13 protein-coding genes, 1 tRNA gene and 1 pseudogene are annotated in these 14,758 nt (G+C 65.9%); 6 read left to right on the forward strand and 9 right to left on the reverse strand.

The features are described 5' to 3' along the window. Window positions 1-28: 28 nt before the first annotated feature. Window positions 29-463 carry a GNAT family N-acetyltransferase gene (locus G5A07_RS07815; protein ID WP_191863118.1) on the reverse strand — a complete coding sequence of 145 codons (435 nt, stop codon included), beginning with the start codon at window positions 461-463 and terminating at the stop codon, window positions 29-31. Here G5A07_RS07815 and G5A07_RS07820 point away from each other — a divergent pair. Next, window positions 462-1,352, forward strand: a pseudogene (locus tag G5A07_RS07820) (phage portal protein); the annotation flags it as partial. The gene G5A07_RS07815 and the pseudogene G5A07_RS07820 sit on opposite strands and share 2 nt — an antisense overlap. Before the next feature lie 126 nt (window positions 1,353-1,478). Here G5A07_RS07820 and G5A07_RS07825 read toward each other — a convergent pair. The 3 genes from G5A07_RS07825 to G5A07_RS07840 all read right to left on the reverse strand — a co-directional run bounded on the left by G5A07_RS07825 (window position 1,479) and on the right by G5A07_RS07840 (window position 4,034). Next, the gene (locus tag G5A07_RS07825; RefSeq protein ID WP_019659511.1) at window positions 1,479-1,811 is read right to left on the reverse strand and encodes a hypothetical protein; all 333 of its coding nucleotides are present in this window, start codon (window positions 1,809-1,811) and stop codon (window positions 1,479-1,481) included. 8 nt (window positions 1,812-1,819) lie between these two features. Next, on the reverse strand, window positions 1,820-2,725 hold the full coding sequence (locus tag G5A07_RS22245; RefSeq protein WP_233654162.1) for an RHS repeat-associated core domain-containing protein: 906 nt from the start codon (window positions 2,723-2,725) through the stop codon (window positions 1,820-1,822). Window positions 2,726-3,941: 1,216 nt separating this feature from the next. Then, window positions 3,942-4,034: transfer RNA gene (locus G5A07_RS07840), tRNA-Ser, on the reverse strand. Window positions 4,035-4,196: 162 nt separating this feature from the next. Here G5A07_RS07840 and dnaX point away from each other — a divergent pair. The 4 genes from dnaX to G5A07_RS07860 all read left to right on the forward strand — a co-directional run bounded on the left by dnaX (window position 4,197) and on the right by G5A07_RS07860 (window position 7,671). After that, window positions 4,197-6,236 (forward strand): DNA polymerase III subunit gamma/tau, encoded by a 2,040-nt coding sequence (gene dnaX / locus G5A07_RS07845; RefSeq protein WP_191863119.1) that lies wholly within the window; start codon window positions 4,197-4,199, stop codon window positions 6,234-6,236. A 6-nt stretch (window positions 6,237-6,242) separates the two neighbouring features. Then, the gene (locus tag G5A07_RS07850) at window positions 6,243-6,563 is read left to right on the forward strand and encodes a YbaB/EbfC family nucleoid-associated protein (protein ID WP_010483846.1); all 321 of its coding nucleotides are present in this window, start codon (window positions 6,243-6,245) and stop codon (window positions 6,561-6,563) included. Window positions 6,564-6,645: 82 nt separating this feature from the next. Beyond that, window positions 6,646-7,245 carry a recombination mediator RecR gene (gene recR / locus G5A07_RS07855; protein WP_010483844.1) on the forward strand — a complete coding sequence of 200 codons (600 nt, stop codon included), beginning with the start codon at window positions 6,646-6,648 and terminating at the stop codon, window positions 7,243-7,245. Between the two features lie 66 nt (window positions 7,246-7,311). Beyond that, a complete protein-coding gene (locus G5A07_RS07860) occupies window positions 7,312-7,671 on the forward strand; it encodes a histidine triad nucleotide-binding protein (protein ID WP_014646179.1) in 360 nt (119 codons plus the stop codon). A gap of 79 nt (window positions 7,672-7,750) precedes the next feature. On the opposite strand, the gene G5A07_RS07865 is transcribed toward G5A07_RS07860, so the two are convergent. Genes G5A07_RS07865 through G5A07_RS07880 form a run of 4 tightly spaced genes read right to left on the reverse strand, consistent with a single transcriptional unit; the run spans window position 7,751 to window position 12,117 of the window. Next, window positions 7,751-8,278, reverse strand: coding sequence for a Slp family lipoprotein (locus tag G5A07_RS07865; protein WP_005408301.1), 528 nt, complete (start codon window positions 8,276-8,278; stop codon window positions 7,751-7,753). Beyond that, a complete protein-coding gene (locus G5A07_RS07870) occupies window positions 8,275-10,224 on the reverse strand; it encodes a DUF3488 and transglutaminase-like domain-containing protein (RefSeq protein WP_191863120.1) in 1,950 nt (649 codons plus the stop codon). The genes G5A07_RS07865 and G5A07_RS07870 overlap by 4 nt, the downstream gene beginning before the upstream one ends. Continuing rightward, window positions 10,217-11,140: a DUF58 domain-containing protein gene (locus tag G5A07_RS07875; RefSeq protein ID WP_043398211.1), complete on the reverse strand. Its 924-nt coding sequence runs from the start codon at window positions 11,138-11,140 to the stop codon at window positions 10,217-10,219. The genes G5A07_RS07870 and G5A07_RS07875 overlap by 8 nt, the downstream gene beginning before the upstream one ends. 23 nt (window positions 11,141-11,163) lie before the next feature. Then, complete coding sequence (locus G5A07_RS07880; RefSeq protein WP_053442580.1) at window positions 11,164-12,117, reverse strand: AAA family ATPase; 954 nt, start codon at window positions 12,115-12,117, stop codon at window positions 11,164-11,166. Between the two features lie 42 nt (window positions 12,118-12,159). Here G5A07_RS07880 and G5A07_RS07885 point away from each other — a divergent pair, with 42 nt between their 5' ends. Continuing rightward, window positions 12,160-13,995 (forward strand): glycosyltransferase family 39 protein, encoded by a 1,836-nt coding sequence (locus tag G5A07_RS07885; RefSeq protein WP_043398217.1) that lies wholly within the window; start codon window positions 12,160-12,162, stop codon window positions 13,993-13,995. Between the two features lie 107 nt (window positions 13,996-14,102). Here the strand turns inward: G5A07_RS07885 and G5A07_RS07890 are convergent, their stop codons facing one another. After that, window positions 14,103-14,672 carry a Maf family nucleotide pyrophosphatase gene (locus G5A07_RS07890; protein ID WP_191863121.1) on the reverse strand — a complete coding sequence of 190 codons (570 nt, stop codon included), beginning with the start codon at window positions 14,670-14,672 and terminating at the stop codon, window positions 14,103-14,105. Between the last annotated feature and the right edge of the window lie 86 nt (window positions 14,673-14,758).

Raw genomic sequence — 14,758 nt, forward strand, 5'->3', positions numbered from 1 at the left:
CTGCGCGGATGGGGCCGGGGCGGGAGCGCTAGAGCTCCCGCTCCATTTCCACGGCGTCGATCCCGGCGCCGTGGCCATCGGGCACGATCCGCGTCACCTGGAAGCCCAGCCCGGCATAGAAGCCCTGGGTGTGCTGGCTGGTACTGAGCGCGATGCGCTTGATCGAGGGATCCGCTTCAGCCTGGCGCAGGCGTGCCAGTGCCAGTTCGCGGCCCAGCCCCTGCCGGTGCAGCGCGCGCTGGACCATCCCCCAGCAGAAACCGGCACTGCCGTCGCCGCGTCGCGACAGGCCGCCACAGGCCACGATGCTGCCATCGCGCTCGATGACCTGGAATGCACAGTCCGTGGCCTGTTCGCGCAGGAAGCGTTCAAAGTCACTGCGCTCTTCGGGCGCGAAGTAGGTGGGTACGTTGCTGTCGAAAATCGACAGGCAGGCGCTGGCATCGGTGGGGCGGTAGAGCAACGGTCGCCATTACGAACCACCGATCACCCTCAGTGGCCTGTCGCGCACCACGCGCTCCAATCCGTTCCTGCACAGTGGCCTGATCTTCAAGCGCAACATGCTAGTGCGCACCTTCATGCCGCATCGCTTGCTGGACCGCACCGCGTTCTCGCAGCTGGCCTTGGATTACCTGGTGTTCGGCATGGCCTACCTGGGGCGGCAACTCTCGCACTCCGGGCGGCTGTTGCAGCTGCACCCGCTGATGGCGCAGTACATACGCCGTGGCGTGGATCCAAGTGTGTTCTTCCAGGTGCGAGCTGGGCGGGCCGAGCATGAACTTGCACCTGGCTCGGTGCACCAGCTGCGCGAGGCCGATACCGATCAGGAAATCTACGGGTTGCCGGAGTGGTTGGCAGTCGTGCAGTCGGCGCTGCTCAATGAATCGGCCACGTTGTTCCGCCGTAGGTACTACACCAACGGCTCGCACGCCGGGTTCATCCTCTACATGACCGACCCGCAGCCGGAGGGCATGGATGTGGACGCCCTGCGGCAGGCGCTGCGAGACTCGCGTGGGCCGGGCAATTTCCGCAACTTGTTCGTGCATTCGCCCAACGGCAAGAAGGACGGGTTGCAGCTGATCCCGATCAGCGAAGTGGCGGCCAAGGATGAGTTCACCGGCATCAAGCGTGTGACCCGTGATGACATCCTGGCCGCGCTGCGCATCCCACCGCAGCTGCTGGGTATCGTCCCGCAGAATGCGGGCGGATTCGGCTCGATTCGGGATGCGGCCACCGTGTGGGCGTCGATGGAACTGGCTCCCCTGCAATCGCGCATGGCCATGGTCAACGAATGGATCGGTGAGGAGGTCATCACTTTTGCCCCCTTCGAAATAGAACGTTCAACGAACTAAATGCCTACCCCTGCAGGGGCGAGGTCAAGCTACTGCTTCATTCGAAACAGGGGCGACAGGGAGAAGGTCAATACCTGTCGCCCTTGGGGGGTGATCCCAGTGCGAGTAGCGGCGGCTGCATCGAACTTAGTTCCAGATCACGATAGTTCCATCTGGACTATTCAACTGCATCGCCTCTGGGCCAGAGTAGCCATCTTCACTTAAGTCGACTGTGAGTGTGACCCCTCTAGAAAACTGCGCAACCATTGTCTCGTGATCGAACCGGCAATCCTCCAGCACCAAGCTCAGCGTTGAGCGCGGAGGATTCTCCGCAATGCCATCGCTAAGGAGGCTGAAAGAGTTGTAGATATGCAGCTCCCAGCCATCGTGCGTACCTATCGTGGCCATGCCATCTTCAATCCCCAGTGTCACATTTTTTCCGATCAATGGCCGGAGAGCTTCCGCCTGGTGCTCGATCATGTTCAGGCCTATCTGACTGGGAAGTGAGACTTCGAATTAGGTAGCGTTTTCCCGGAGAGCGGATCTACGCCTTGCTTTCCAGCATTCTCGTACTTGATATAGCCAGCTGGATATCCAGGACTGTTTCCCCTGGGAGGGGTTGGGTCCATCATCCGCATGGTGGCGACTTGCCCATTACTGCCTCCGGCACCCCCAGTAAATGCGACACCGGTCTGTTTTCCTGCGGGGTTGATGACCGGAGTTGGTCCGCTCGCCCCTGTGGGTACCGGAAATGCTGTTCCGTTCGACGAGACGACATAGCTCGGGCCAGAAGGTGTCGCCGGGGCAGCGGCAGGAGTTGGCGCAGTGGGCGCTGCAGGTGCTGGTGCTGGCAGGGCCAGTGGTTGCGCCGAATTAATGGAGCCAGACATTGCCGATGCAGCAGCAGGCCCAACAACTGGCGTCGCGCGCACAATCGCTGTTGTTACCGCAAGTGCTGCGGGGCCGAACGTATCATATGCAGAGGGTGAGCTCGCTACCGAGTCGGCATGTCTCTCCGCCGCCCGTTCCTGGCGGCCATCAGGATCGACGAATCTGTAGGGATTGCCCGCAGCGTATCGATAGCGGTTGAAGGCGGAGCCCGGTTTGTCGTTTGGTGAGACGGGATCTACAGAGAGAAAGAGCCCTAGTTGGGGATCGTAGTAGCGCTGCTGCATGTAGCTCAGCCCCGTGGCAGCATCGCTCACGTGCCCCGTGTAGCCAGGCCCATCCGTAACCGGTCCGTCCACGACACCCCCGTAGGGCTCATAGTCGTACCGTTTGATCACGTTGCCGCTTTCATCGGTTTCGGCAACGACCGAGCCAAGGGCGTCGGTGTGGATGTAAGTGACCGTCTGAGCAGTTGCGATTAGCGGCAGTGCCAAGCCAACCAACATCAGCCAGCAGAGCCAGGCGCCGACGACGCTCAGCTTGCCGAAATACGTTCTCATGCCCTTTCGGCGGGCCGACGCGCGGCACGCAATTCTCTCAAGCCATTCCATCCTTCCAATCCCTGAAAGAGCCTTCCAGCAAGGCATTGCCTTCATATCACAGTCCCCGTCGGCGTGACGACCGAAGTCGGCGCCAGGGGCGGGCGGGCAAGTCTTCGAGCTGGCGTCGCGGTGGGTAGGCTGTAACACCGGTAACACCTGTGTTACACCGTGGCCGCGTTCGGTGCGAATAGCGTAACCATTTGATTATAGTTGCATATTTGACTGCCGTAACACCTGCCACACTTGTAACACCGAAAAACATCAATGTTGGAAACTGTTGCTGGATTGGGGGTGTCAATCAGAAGGCAGAGGTGGCTGGAAAGCGCTGTGCCACAAGGAACTCCAAGGAACCTGTTGGCAAAACTGGCAGTGCGATGCTCGCCACACGTTTTCTGTTTCAGACCCTCAATTCATAGCCTTCCTGAAACACTGTCAGTAGTGGGAGTTTTCTTCTTGGACACTGTTGGACGCCTTGTTTTCGCTTCTTCCTGGTGTCTGCGAATTTGGCTCCCACTTGGTGGCTGATGCCCCTGCCAGATACCCCCTTTAGTGCAGGGTTTCGCAGGTAGTTGGATGCCCCTCAACGTCATCCATAGCCTTGCTGGGCCTGCTCCTGGCCTTTGTGCAGGTGGTGCAGAAAAAGCACCCTATGAAGTGCGCAGGCGTGGCGGGGAGACGAGTGCGCACGCCGGGGTACGCACGGCGCTGGACCGCCTGCGCCCTCCCATCCGCTCAACTGCCTCTCAACCGCTTCTACGGGCCGCTGACGCGCAGCGCGCAGCAGCTCTTGGTGTTGGTCGCTTGCCTGGGCGCTCATGCTGCTACGCGCGCTCAGGACCTTGCGCATGCGGCACCTCATTTCGTTACGGCTGTCAGAGGCGGTGGCGAGGGAGCGGCGTGCTTCGCGATGCACGCAGGTCGGTCATCTGAAACTGCTTGCGTGCACTCTCGCTTCTCCAAGTGCAGCGCTCTTGCTGACTATCTGGATTGCCGTCCCAACGCGCAGGGCGCGCTGCTGATAGGCCAGGAATCAACGGATTGACGAAGTATGGGTCGGGGTATGGGGCCACATACGAACCCAAGAAAAAAGCCCCTGAAATCAGGGGCTTAGTTCGTAACTTGGCGGAGAGAGGGGGATTCGAACCCCCGAAGCGCGGTTTAGACGCTTACACACTTTCCAGGCGTGCTCCTTCAACCACTCGGACACCTCTCCGGATCCCTGCCATCGGCAAACGCCTCAGCAGGGGCGCAGATTCTAGCGGGCTGCGCGGCACTTCACAAGCACCCCAGCCAGGAACCTGCGAAGGACGTGCCGGAGGCGAGGGGGCTGGACAGGCATGGCACAATGGAACATCCGATGGAAAACGGTGGCCTGATGTCCTACCTCGTCCTTGCCCGCAAGTGGCGTCCGAAGCGTTTTGCCGAGCTGGTGGGCCAGGAACACGTGGTCCGTGCGCTCAGCAACGCGCTGGACAGCGGCCGGGTCCACCACGCGTTCCTGTTCACCGGTACCCGCGGCGTGGGCAAGACCACCATCGCGCGCATCTTCGCCAAGTCGCTGAACTGCGAGCAGGGCACCAGCGCCGACCCGTGCGGCCAGTGCGCGGCCTGCCTGGACATCGACGCCGGCCGCTACATCGACCTGCTGGAAATCGATGCCGCGTCCAACACCGGTGTGGATGACGTGCGTGAGGTGATCGAGAACGCGCAGTACATGCCCTCGCGTGGCAAGTACAAGGTCTACCTGATCGACGAAGTGCACATGCTGTCCAAGGCGGCGTTCAACGCGCTGCTGAAGACGCTGGAAGAACCGCCGGAGCACGTGAAGTTCCTGCTGGCCACCACCGACCCGCAGAAGCTGCCGGTCACCGTGCTGAGCCGCTGCCTGCAATTCAACCTCAAGCGCCTGGACGAGGATCAGATCCAGGGCCAGATGACGCGCATCCTGGCGGCAGAAGAGATCGAGGCCGACGGCAGTGCCATCGTACAGCTGGCCAAGGCCGCTGACGGTAGCCTGCGCGACGGCCTGTCGCTGCTTGATCAGGCGATCGCCTATGCCGGCGGCGCGCTGCGCGAGGACGTGGTGCGCACCATGCTGGGCACGGTCGACCGCACCCAGGTGGCGGCGATGCTCGATGCGCTGGCCGAGGGCGATGGTCCGCGCCTGCTGCAGGTGGTGGCTGCGCTGGCCGAATTCTCGCCGGACTGGAGTGGCGTGCTGGAAGCATTGGCCGAAGGCCTGCATCGCATCCAGGTGCAGCAGCTGGTACCGGGTGCCGCAGCGGCCGCTGAAGGCCTGGACGCGACGGTGTTCGCCGAACGCCTGCGCCCGGAAGTGGTGCAGCTCTGGTACCAGATGGCCTTGAACGGCCGTCGTGACCTGCCGCTGGCGCCGAGCCCGCGCGCGGGATTTGAAATGGCCGTGCTTCGCATGCTGGCGTTCCGACCGGCCGCAGCGGTACCGCCGGTGCCGAAGGCCGTCGACGGTGCGATGGGTGGCACGCCGGGCGGTAACGCTGCCGGTGGTGGCACCGGTGCCGGTAGCCACGAAGCGACGCCGGCCGCTGCCGCCGCTTCGGCCAGCCCGGCCGTGGTGGCGCAGGTGGCCGCTCCGGCGCAGGCCGCGCCGCGCGAACCTGAACCCGAACCGGAGCCGGTCCCGCAACCCGACCCTGAGCCGACGCCGGAGCCCGAGCCGGTTCCGGTGGAGGAGCCGGTGTCACCGCCGCCGGTGAAGGCCGAAGCCGTCGCGCCTCCGTCTGTTGAAACAGAAGCGGGCGACGACCTGCCGCCGTGGGCCACCGACGAAGCCGAGGCGCGTGACGAGGCGCTGGCGGCCGAGATGGCTGGGCCGGACGCCGCCATGGTGGCGCCCTGGCATGAACCGCCGGCTCCCGTCGCGGCTCCCGGCGAGCCTGCGCCGTCCGAGCGCCCGTTCCGCACTGAAGGCATTGCCATCGCGCCAACAGAGTCGGCCCCGGCACGTGATGCCGTGCCGCAGGAAGGCGTCAGCGAGCTGGCCACGGCCGAGGACTGGCTCGACCTGGTGGCCAACAGTGGCCTGAGCGGCCCGTCGCGGCAGCTGGCGGCCAACGCTGCCTTCATCAGTTGCCAGCACGGGACCTTGAAACTGGGCCTTTCGCCCGGATTTGAGTACCTGCGCTCGGAGCGTGCGCTGGCGGCCCTGGGCGAGATGCTGGAGAAAGCCCTTGGCCAGGCCCCGAAGATCGTGGTCGAGACCGTGGAAATCGAGCACGTTCCGGCCGAGACCCTGCATCAGCGTGCCGACCGCCAGCGTAGTGAGCGGCAGCAGGTGGCAGAGGCTGTTTTCATGGACGATCCGGAAGTGCAGGTGCTGATCCAACAGCACGGCGCCCGGGTTGTTTCCGATTCCATCCGTTCTTTTGACGAGTAAGAGACTATGCGCGGCAACATCGCCCAACTGATGCAGCAGGCCCAGAAGATGCAGGAAAACCTGCAGAAGGCCCAGGAAGAAATCGCCAGGATCGAAGTGACCGGCAGCGCCGGTGGCGGCATGGTCAGCGTGACCCTGACCGGTGCCAAGGAATGCCGCAAGGTGCGCATCGATCCGTCGCTGGCCAGCGACCCGGAGATGCTGGAAGACCTGATCGCCGCCGCCTTCAACGATGCCTCGAACAAGATCGATGCCGAGTCGAAGTCGAAGATGGGGTCGGCCACCGCTGGCATGCAGCTGCCGCCGGGCATGAAGCTGCCGTTCTGATTTTCAGCGTGGCACCCGTGTAACCGGGTGCCACGGACCCTGTAGCCGTCGAGCCTGCTCGACGCAATGAAAGCCTGTCGCCGTGTCCGCACCCCTGCTTGAACAATTGATCGACGCGTTGCGGGTGCTGCCGGGCGTCGGCCAGAAGACTGCGCAGCGCATGGCCTACCACCTGCTCGAGCGTGAGCGCGAAGGTGGCCAGCGCTTGGCCGAAACCCTGGCGCTGGCGGTGGAACGCATCGGTCACTGCGTGCAGTGCCGCGATTTCAGCGAAACCGAGCTGTGCCCGACCTGTGCCAACAGCAGCCGCGAGCGCAGCCAGCTGTGTGTGGTCGAATCGCCGGCCGACCGCCTGGCCATCGAAAACGCCACCGGCTTCCGCGGTGTCTACTTCGTGCTGCAGGGCCGCCTATCGCCGCTTGATGGCATCGGCCCGCGCGAGCTGGGCCTGGAGCAGCTGGAGCGACGGCTGGCCGAAGGCGAGGTGCAGGAGCTGATCATCGCCACCAGCGCCACTGTCGAGGGCGAGGCCACCGCGCATTACCTAGCGCAGCTGGCGCGTGCACGCAAGGTGCAGCCCAGCCGCCTGGCGCAGGGCCTGCCGCTGGGCGGCGAACTGGAATACGTCGATCGTGGCACGCTGTCGCACGCGTTCGGGACGCGCAGCGAATTCCGCGATTGAGCAACGGCCGGCATGGCCGGGCGTGAGCGGCCTACAATGCGGGAGACATCCCCGCCGAGGCCGACCATGAGCAACGAAACCCTCTTCAGCAAGATCATCCGTCGCGAGATCCCGGCCACCATCGTCTACGAGGATGACGAGGTGCTGGGCTTCAAGGACATCGCACCGCAGGCGCCGGTGCACGTGCTGTTCATTCCGAAGAACGAGATCATTCCGACCCTGGATGACCTGCAGCCGTCGCAGGCGCACCTGATCGGGAAGCTGGCGCTGGCTGCCGCCGAGTACGCGCGCCGCGAAGGCTTCGCACAGGACGGCTACCGCATCGTGATGAACTGCCGCGAGGATGCCGGCCAGACCGTGTTCCATATCCACATGCATCTGCTGGCCGGTGCGCCGCTGGGGCACTTCGGTACCCCGGGACGTTGAGCGCCCGGTATCCACGCCATGCGTGGATGAAAAAGGCCGCCCGAGGGCGGCCTTTTCCGTCATGCGTGTGTGGTGACGATCACCACCAGCCCCAGCGACCATAGCCGCCCCAGTACGGGCCATACGGGCCCGGGCCCCACGGGCCATAGGGGTAGGGCACCACATCGACCTGGCGCTGTTCCGGCCACAGGTAGATCACATCGGCCGACAGCTTCGGCAGGCGGTAGTCGTACTCGCCGATGCGGGTGTTCTGGTAGCCGTCGATCTTGCCGATGAAGGTCACGTCACGACCGGCTTCGAACACCGCCGGGTCGTAGAAGCCGGCACGGCAGGCAATGAAGCGGCCGTCGCTGGCGTCGGACGAGGTGGTGTTCGGGCGGCCACTGCCATTGAGCGGGCGCGAGATGATCTGGAAGCAGGTCTCGCCCTGGCCGGGCTTGGTTTCGATGATGCGGCCGCCCCAACGGACCGGCGTGCCGACCTGCTGGGTAGCGACCGAGTCGCGAGGGGAGACCAGGCTGAACTGTCCCTGCAGCGGCTTGGGGGCCGTGGCGCAGGCCGACAGGGCCAGCGTGGCCACAGCGGTGAGAAGGAACTTGGTGTTCATGGGGAGGCTCCGGAAGTCGGGCGATGCCTGCGCAGGTCCCGCAATAATGAAGCGAGGTTGGTGCAAGTTCCAGCGTAGCGCGCGTCGGCGAAACGCTGGCTGAGTGCGAGCAGGGCCGGGTCGGGGCGCTGCCGGTGTACCCGCTGTGCCCAGTCCTGTGCGGTTTCGTGCGGTTCACGGGCCAGGCCGAGGCGGGCGTAGCGCCGTCCGAGCCGGTGCCAGGCGCGCAGCAGCGGCTCGCGTTCGCGCTCGCCACGGGCCAGCAGCCAGGCCATCCACGCCAGCGCCAGCAGTGCGGCTACCACGAAGCCAGCGACCAGCTGCCCGGGGCCCAGATCGTCCAGCCCGAACGGCTTGAGCAGCTGCTGCTGGCGGCGCGCGTCGAAGGACAGCACCAGATCGTTCCAACCGCGGCGCAGCCAGTCGCCCATCTGGCCCAGCTGCAGCCAACGCTGCTGCAGTGGTGTGTCCGTGCCGGCCTGCAGGCGGTCATCCAGGGTGTCCAGGATGCGTTCCGGTGCCACGGCTGCGGTCGGGTCAACCCTGACCCAGCCGCGCTGCGGCAGCCATACCTCGGCCCAGGCGTGGGCATCCATCCGCCGCACTACCCAGTAGTCGCCGATGCGGTTGCGGGTGCCACCAGCGAAACCGGTCACCACCCGCGCCGGGACGCCGGCGTTGCGCATCAGCACCACGAAGGCCGAGCTGAAGTGTTCACAGAAGCCGGCCTTGTAGCCGAACAGGAACTCGTCGATCGGGTCGCGCCCTGCCGCAGGGGTATCCAGCGTGTACGAGAAATCGGTGGTGATCCACTGCAGCGCGCGGCGCACGATGGCCTCGTCGTCGCTGCCAGCGTCCTGCCGCCATTGCTGCGCCAGCGTGGCGGTGCGCGGGTTGAAGCCGGCCGGCAGCTGCAACGTCGCACGGCGCAGATAGGGCGACAGCGTGCTGTCGAAGCGAAGTGGCGGGGCCGAATGCAACCGCCAGCGGCTGAGCGAGGCCAGCGGGCGTTCGCTGCTCAGGCTCATGTCCGCATCCAGCATGCTGCCCGCAGGTGCGCGGCTGGGCAGGTCCAGCGCCACCAGCTGGCGGCGGTCGGTGGGCTCGTAATCGATCTGGTAGTCCCAGCCCTGTGTACCCGCTGCAACCACTGCAGCAGGTCGCCGCGCGCTGGCACGGTCGCGTGTCCAGCGCCGTCCATCGAAGGCGGTCAGTACAGGGCCGCGCCAGTAGCGCTGCGCCGGCTCGGGCGGAGCGCCGAAGAACTGCACGCGCAGCGCCGGGGTGTCGTCGGCCATCAGGTCCAGCCACTGGCCGGGTTCCATGCTGTCGGACAGCCCCGGTGTACCCACGGCGCGTTCGGGAATACCCCACAGTGGCGTGGCCAGTCGGGGGAAGAGCCAGAAGCAGGCCAGTGCCAGCGGCAGGCCGATCGCCAGCAGGCGGCCGACACCACGCAGCTGTCCACGCAGTGGCTGGCGGCCAGCATGGCCTTCATCCTGCGCCAGGCGTTGCAGTGCGATCAGTGCGCTGGCCCCGGCCAGCGTGGCCAGCGCTGTTGTCAGCGGCCCCTGGTCGAGCAGGAATGCTGCAAAGGGCGAGAACAGCGCGAAGCCGAGCAGGCTGCGGGCATCACGCAGGCTGCGCAGCTCGCTGGACTTGATCGCCAGCATCGCGGCCAGCAGCGCGCAACCGGTATCGCGTCCTGGGCGCACCACGCCCATCTGCCAGACGATGGCGCCGAGCATGCCCAGCACCAGCAGCAGGCGTACCGGCATCGGCAACACTGTCCGCCACGACAGGGCGGCAGTGATGATCGCCGCCAGCGCGATCACGCCCGCCAGCAGTGGTGGCAGCTGCAGCAGCAACGGCAACAGTGCCAGCGCCGCGCTGGCCAGGGTCCAGTTGCGGGCATTGCGGTCGAGCAGGGCCGGGGTCTCAGTCATGCGGCATCAGCGCCAGCGCGCGCAGGCACAGGTGATGATGGCTGGCGCCCTGGCCGGGCCCGAACGGTGGATGCGCAGGCAGCAGCAGGGTGTAGCGGCGGCCCTCGCGCTCGGCCACATCCACCCAGCGCGCCAATCGAGCGATGCGTGCTTCATGGCCCAGCGGCGCCAATGAGCGCCAGTCGAGGATCACTTCGATGCCGACCGGCTTTTCGTACTCGCGCACCAGCAGGCTGTCGCGGCGTGCCGAGTGCTTCCAGGAAATGCTGCGCGGCGCATCGCCCACCCGGTAGGGGCGCAGCTGATGCAGCTCCTCGCCGCTGGCATGGGCACGGGTATGCAGCGGATCGCTGCCGCTCTCCGGCAGTGCAGGCGCCACGGCCTCGGCCAGCGGGTAGACCAGCAGCGGCTGTTCCGGCCACACCCACGACCATGCCCGCACCAGGCCCAGCGGCTGGGTGGTGGACAGGCGGATACGCGGCAGTTCCAGCCAGCCACGGCGTTCGCTGGGAACGTCCAGTTCCACTTCGCCACGGCCGTGCGCAGGCAGCGAGGTCCAGGCGTTGCTGTCACCCAGCTGCAGATGAAGGCCGTGCCGCGCACGCGGATCGCGCAGTGAGAGGTCTACGCGCAGGCGCAACGGTTGCCCGGCCGGTACCGGCTCGGCCGAGATCGCATCGATCTGCACGCCGGACAACTGGAGATGCGCGGCAATGGCACTGGCGATGGCCGCTGCGGCAAGCAGCAGGGCCAGCAGCAGCGCCGGATTGTTGTTGTAGTTCAGCGCGCCCAGCAGCATGGCCACCAGCAGGGTGGCAACGAACAGGCCGAAGCGGGTGGGCAGCACATAGATGCGATGGCGGTCCAGCCGCTTCGGCAAGGCTTCGGGCCTGCGTGGCCGTGCCAGCAGCTGCATGCGTGCCCAGCGTGTGGCCACGCTCAATCCACCGCGACGGTCTGCAGGATCGCGCGCGCCAGTGCCGGTCCCGAACTGGATTCGGCTTCCGCCACCAGCCGGTGACCAGCCACTGCGACGAACAGCGTCTGCACGTCCTCGGGCACGACATGCCCGCGACCCAGCAGCAGGGCATGTGCCCTGGCCGCACGCAGCAATGCCAGGCCGGCGCGTGGTGACAGGCCGACGCGCACGCCGGCGTGCTGGCGGCTGCGGGTCAGCAGGGCCTGCAAATAGTCGATCAGCGCGTCGCTGGCATGCACCTGGTTCACCGCGTCGCGCAGCGCGCGCACCTGGGTGTCATCCAGTTTCGGTACGGCGCGCGCGATCAGGTCGCGGCGGTCGCTGCCACGCAGCAGTTCGCGTTCGGCCTGAGCACTGGGGTAGCCCATCGCCAGCCGCAGCAGGAAACGATCCAGCTGCGAATCCGGCAGCGGGAAGGTGCCGGACAGGTCCACCGGGTTCTGCGTGGCGATCACGAAGAACGGGTCGGGCAGCGGATGCGTCTGTCCGTCCAGGGTGACCTGTTGTTCGGCCATCGCTTCCAGCAACGCGCTCTGCGTGCGTGGTGGTGCACGGTTGATCTCGTCGGCCAGCAGTACGTGGGTGAACACCGGGCCTGGGTGGAACTGGAACTGGCGGCTGCCGGCTTCATACACCGACACGCCCAGCACATCGGCCGGCAACAGGTCGGAGGTGAACTGCACGCGCTGGAAGCTGAGGCCGAGGCTGCTGGCCAGCGCATGCGCCAGCGTGGTCTTGCCCAGGCCGGGCAGATCTTCGATCAGCAGGTGGCCGCCGGACAGCAATGCGACGAACGCCAGCCTGACTTCCGGCACCTTGCCCAGTACCAGTGCGTTCACCTGATCCTGTGCCTCCCGCAGGGCCTGACGCAATTGATCGGTTAGCATGCTGGGATTGGGGGACGAAGCTGGCATGATCGTCTCAGATCTGGAATCCACTCGATTATCCATAGAGCAATGCAGGGCGAACAGCGCGCACGGACGATATTTCTCTGGTTATGGACGCTGGTCACAGCGGCCAAGCTGATCGTTGCCGCGCGCCTGCCGCTGTTCGTCGACGAAGCGTTCTATTGGCAGGAAGGCCAGCATCTGGCCGCGGCCTATTCGGATCTGCCCGGGCTGACCGCCTGGCTGGCCCGCCTGGGCGTGGAGATCGGCGGGCATCACGTGCTCGCGCTGCGCCTGCCGTTCCTGGCCATCGGTGCGCTGCTGCCGCTGCTGGTGGTGCGCACGGCCACGCGCTGGTTCGGCAATGTGGCCGGTTGGCAGGCGGGCAGCCTCACGCTGTTGATGCCGTTGTCGGCGACGCTGGGCCTGCTGGCGGTACCGGACGTGCCGATGGCGTTGGCGGCAGTGATCTGCCTGCACGCCGGTGCGCGCCTGCTGCACAACGTGGATGCCTCCTCGGCGATGAAGCTGGCGCTGGGCCTGCTGATCGGTGCACTCAGCCACTACCGTTTCATCGGTGTCATCGGCGTTGGTTTCATCGCGTTGCTGGCATTGCCGCAGGGGCGGCGCATGCTGGCCGATCCGCGCGTGTGGGTGGCATTGGCGGTGGGCGTGCTGGCATGGCTGCCACTGCTGGCGTGGAATGCGGACAACCACGATGCCGGCCTGAAATTCCAGGTGATCGAGCGTCATCCCTGGGCGTTTGAATGGGGCGGGCTGTGGTTCCTGGTGATCCAGCCGATGCTGGTCACGCCGATCCTGTGCATGGCGATGTGGAAGGTGGCGCTGGCAGGAACCCGGAGCGGCGGCGGTGCGCGCGTGCAGTGGCGCTATTTCGGCCTGGTGGGCGGCGTATCCACGCTGGGCATTTTCGTGCTCGGCTTCTTCACTGACGTCGAGCGGATCAGCTTCCACTGGCCGCTGCCGGGCTACCTCGCATTGCTGGTGGCGGTGCCGGTGGTGCTCAACGGCTGGCCGCGCTGGCTGCGCCGCACCGGCTGGTGGCTGGCCGGCGCGGGCATGGTGCTGGCCTTCGGCTACTACCTGATGGCATCCACGCCGGCACTGCGCGAGCAGATGGCCGGCAGCAAGTACTATCCGCGCAATTTCGCCGGCTGGCAGCCACTGGCAGTTGCGGTCCATGAAGAGCTGCGGCAGATGCCGGAAGGAACGCGCGTGCTGGCCGGCAACTTCAAGGTTGGCGCCGAGCTGGGTTTCCAGCTGGGCAATGGCAACATCGAGGTACTGCCGCATCCGCTCAATGACAAGCATGGCCGCACCGCGCAGCTGGCGCAGTGGGGCCTGCTGCATGAGGGCGAGCGCACGGTGCCGATGCTGCTGGTGCTGTCACCCAGCGACCAGCGCTATCGCGAACTGCTGGAGCGCTATCACGCCATCTGCAATCAGGTGGGGCCGATGCCTGCGCCACGCGTGGTCAGCAGTGATCATGGTTTCCAGCGCTTCCTGCTGTTCCGGCTGCCGGTGCAGCGCGCAGAGGGGCCGTGCGTGACGCCGGCGATGGCGTGGCTGGATGCGCCGTCCAATGGCGAGAAGGTGTCCGGCACGCTCGCAATCAAGGGCTGGGCGTTCAAGGATGGTGTCGGCTTGGCGCGCGTCGAAGTGCTGGTCGATGGTCGCTCGATCGGTGACGCCCGCTATGGGCGTGTGTTCGACGTGCGCCACACCTGGCCGGACAGTACCGATCCGCAGCATCCGGCGGTGGGCTTCGACGCATCGTTGGATACCACCACGCTGGCTCCGGGCAAGCACTGGCTCGGGCTGCGCCTGCATGGCCGCGATGGCAGTGTGGAGGCGTGGCAGGAGCAGCCGTTCGAGGTTCGTTGAGGTCCTCTGGTCCTGTAGAGCCGAGCCGATGCTCGGCTGCTTCTGCTTCTGCTTCAGATGCAGGCAGCCTCGAAAAAAGCAACCGAGCATGGGCTCGGCTCTACAGTTCAGGGCACCGCGAAACCGGCCCTGCGCAGCAATCCGCATACCGCGATCAGCGGCAGGCCGACCAGCGCGGTCGGGTCGCGGTTGTCGATGGCGTCGAACAGGCTGATGCCCAGGCCCTCGCATTTGAAGCTGCCGGCGCAGTCCAGCGGTTGCTCGGTGGCCACGTAGCGGGCAATTTCGTCTGGTTCCAGTTCGCGGAAGCAGACTTCGGTCAGATCGACGGCCGTGAATGATTCTCCGTCACGGCTGAGACAGACGGCGGTGTGGAAGCGGACGGTCTGCCCCGACATCGCTGCCAGCTGCGCACAGGCGGCCTCGACCGTACCCGGTTTGCTCAGTGGCTGGCCGTTCAGGTCTGCGACCTGGTCCGAACCGATCACCCACGCGCCGGGGTGGCGGGACGCCACCTCGGCCGCTTTGGCGGCGGCCAGGCGGGTGGCCAGGGCCAGCGGAGCCTCCCCGTTCATGGGAGTCTCATCCACGTCCGGACGTGCGCAGTCGAAGGGCAGGCCCAGCCGTTCCAGCAGCTCGCGGCGGTAGCGGGAGGTGGAGGCCAGGACCAGTGACATGCGAGAATACCGGGGCAGGGCATGGCAGTCTGGCGTGTCCGCAGCGCCAGCAGCAAGTCCTGTATGGCGGGCATTTGACAGTCGCC

Source organism: Stenotrophomonas sp. AS012628 (assembly GCF_010608305.1).
Lineage (GTDB): Bacteria > Pseudomonadota > Gammaproteobacteria > Xanthomonadales > Xanthomonadaceae > Stenotrophomonas > Stenotrophomonas geniculata.

Excerpts from the sequence above, each read along its gene's own strand:
- G5A07_RS07850 (WP_010483846.1), top strand. The coding sequence starts at position 6,243 with ATGCGCGGCAACATCGCCCAACTGATGCAGCAGGCCCAGAAGATGCAG.
- G5A07_RS07825 (WP_019659511.1), bottom strand. The coding sequence starts at position 1,811 with ATGATCGAGCACCAGGCGGAAGCTCTCCGGCCATTGATCGGAAAAAAT.
- G5A07_RS07885 (WP_043398217.1), top strand. The coding sequence starts at position 12,160 with ATGCAGGGCGAACAGCGCGCACGGACGATATTTCTCTGGTTATGGACG.
- G5A07_RS07880 (WP_053442580.1), bottom strand. The coding sequence starts at position 12,117 with ATGCCAGCTTCGTCCCCCAATCCCAGCATGCTAACCGATCAATTGCGT.
- G5A07_RS07870 (WP_191863120.1), bottom strand. The coding sequence starts at position 10,224 with ATGACTGAGACCCCGGCCCTGCTCGACCGCAATGCCCGCAACTGGACC.
- G5A07_RS07875 (WP_043398211.1), bottom strand. The coding sequence starts at position 11,140 with ATGCAGCTGCTGGCACGGCCACGCAGGCCCGAAGCCTTGCCGAAGCGG.
- G5A07_RS07860 (WP_014646179.1), top strand. The coding sequence starts at position 7,312 with ATGAGCAACGAAACCCTCTTCAGCAAGATCATCCGTCGCGAGATCCCG.
- dnaX (WP_191863119.1), top strand. The coding sequence starts at position 4,197 with ATGTCCTACCTCGTCCTTGCCCGCAAGTGGCGTCCGAAGCGTTTTGCC.
- G5A07_RS22245 (WP_233654162.1), bottom strand. The coding sequence starts at position 2,725 with ATGTTGGTTGGCTTGGCACTGCCGCTAATCGCAACTGCTCAGACGGTC.
- G5A07_RS07865 (WP_005408301.1), bottom strand. The coding sequence starts at position 8,278 with ATGAACACCAAGTTCCTTCTCACCGCTGTGGCCACGCTGGCCCTGTCG.
- G5A07_RS07890 (WP_191863121.1), bottom strand. The coding sequence starts at position 14,672 with ATGTCACTGGTCCTGGCCTCCACCTCCCGCTACCGCCGCGAGCTGCTG.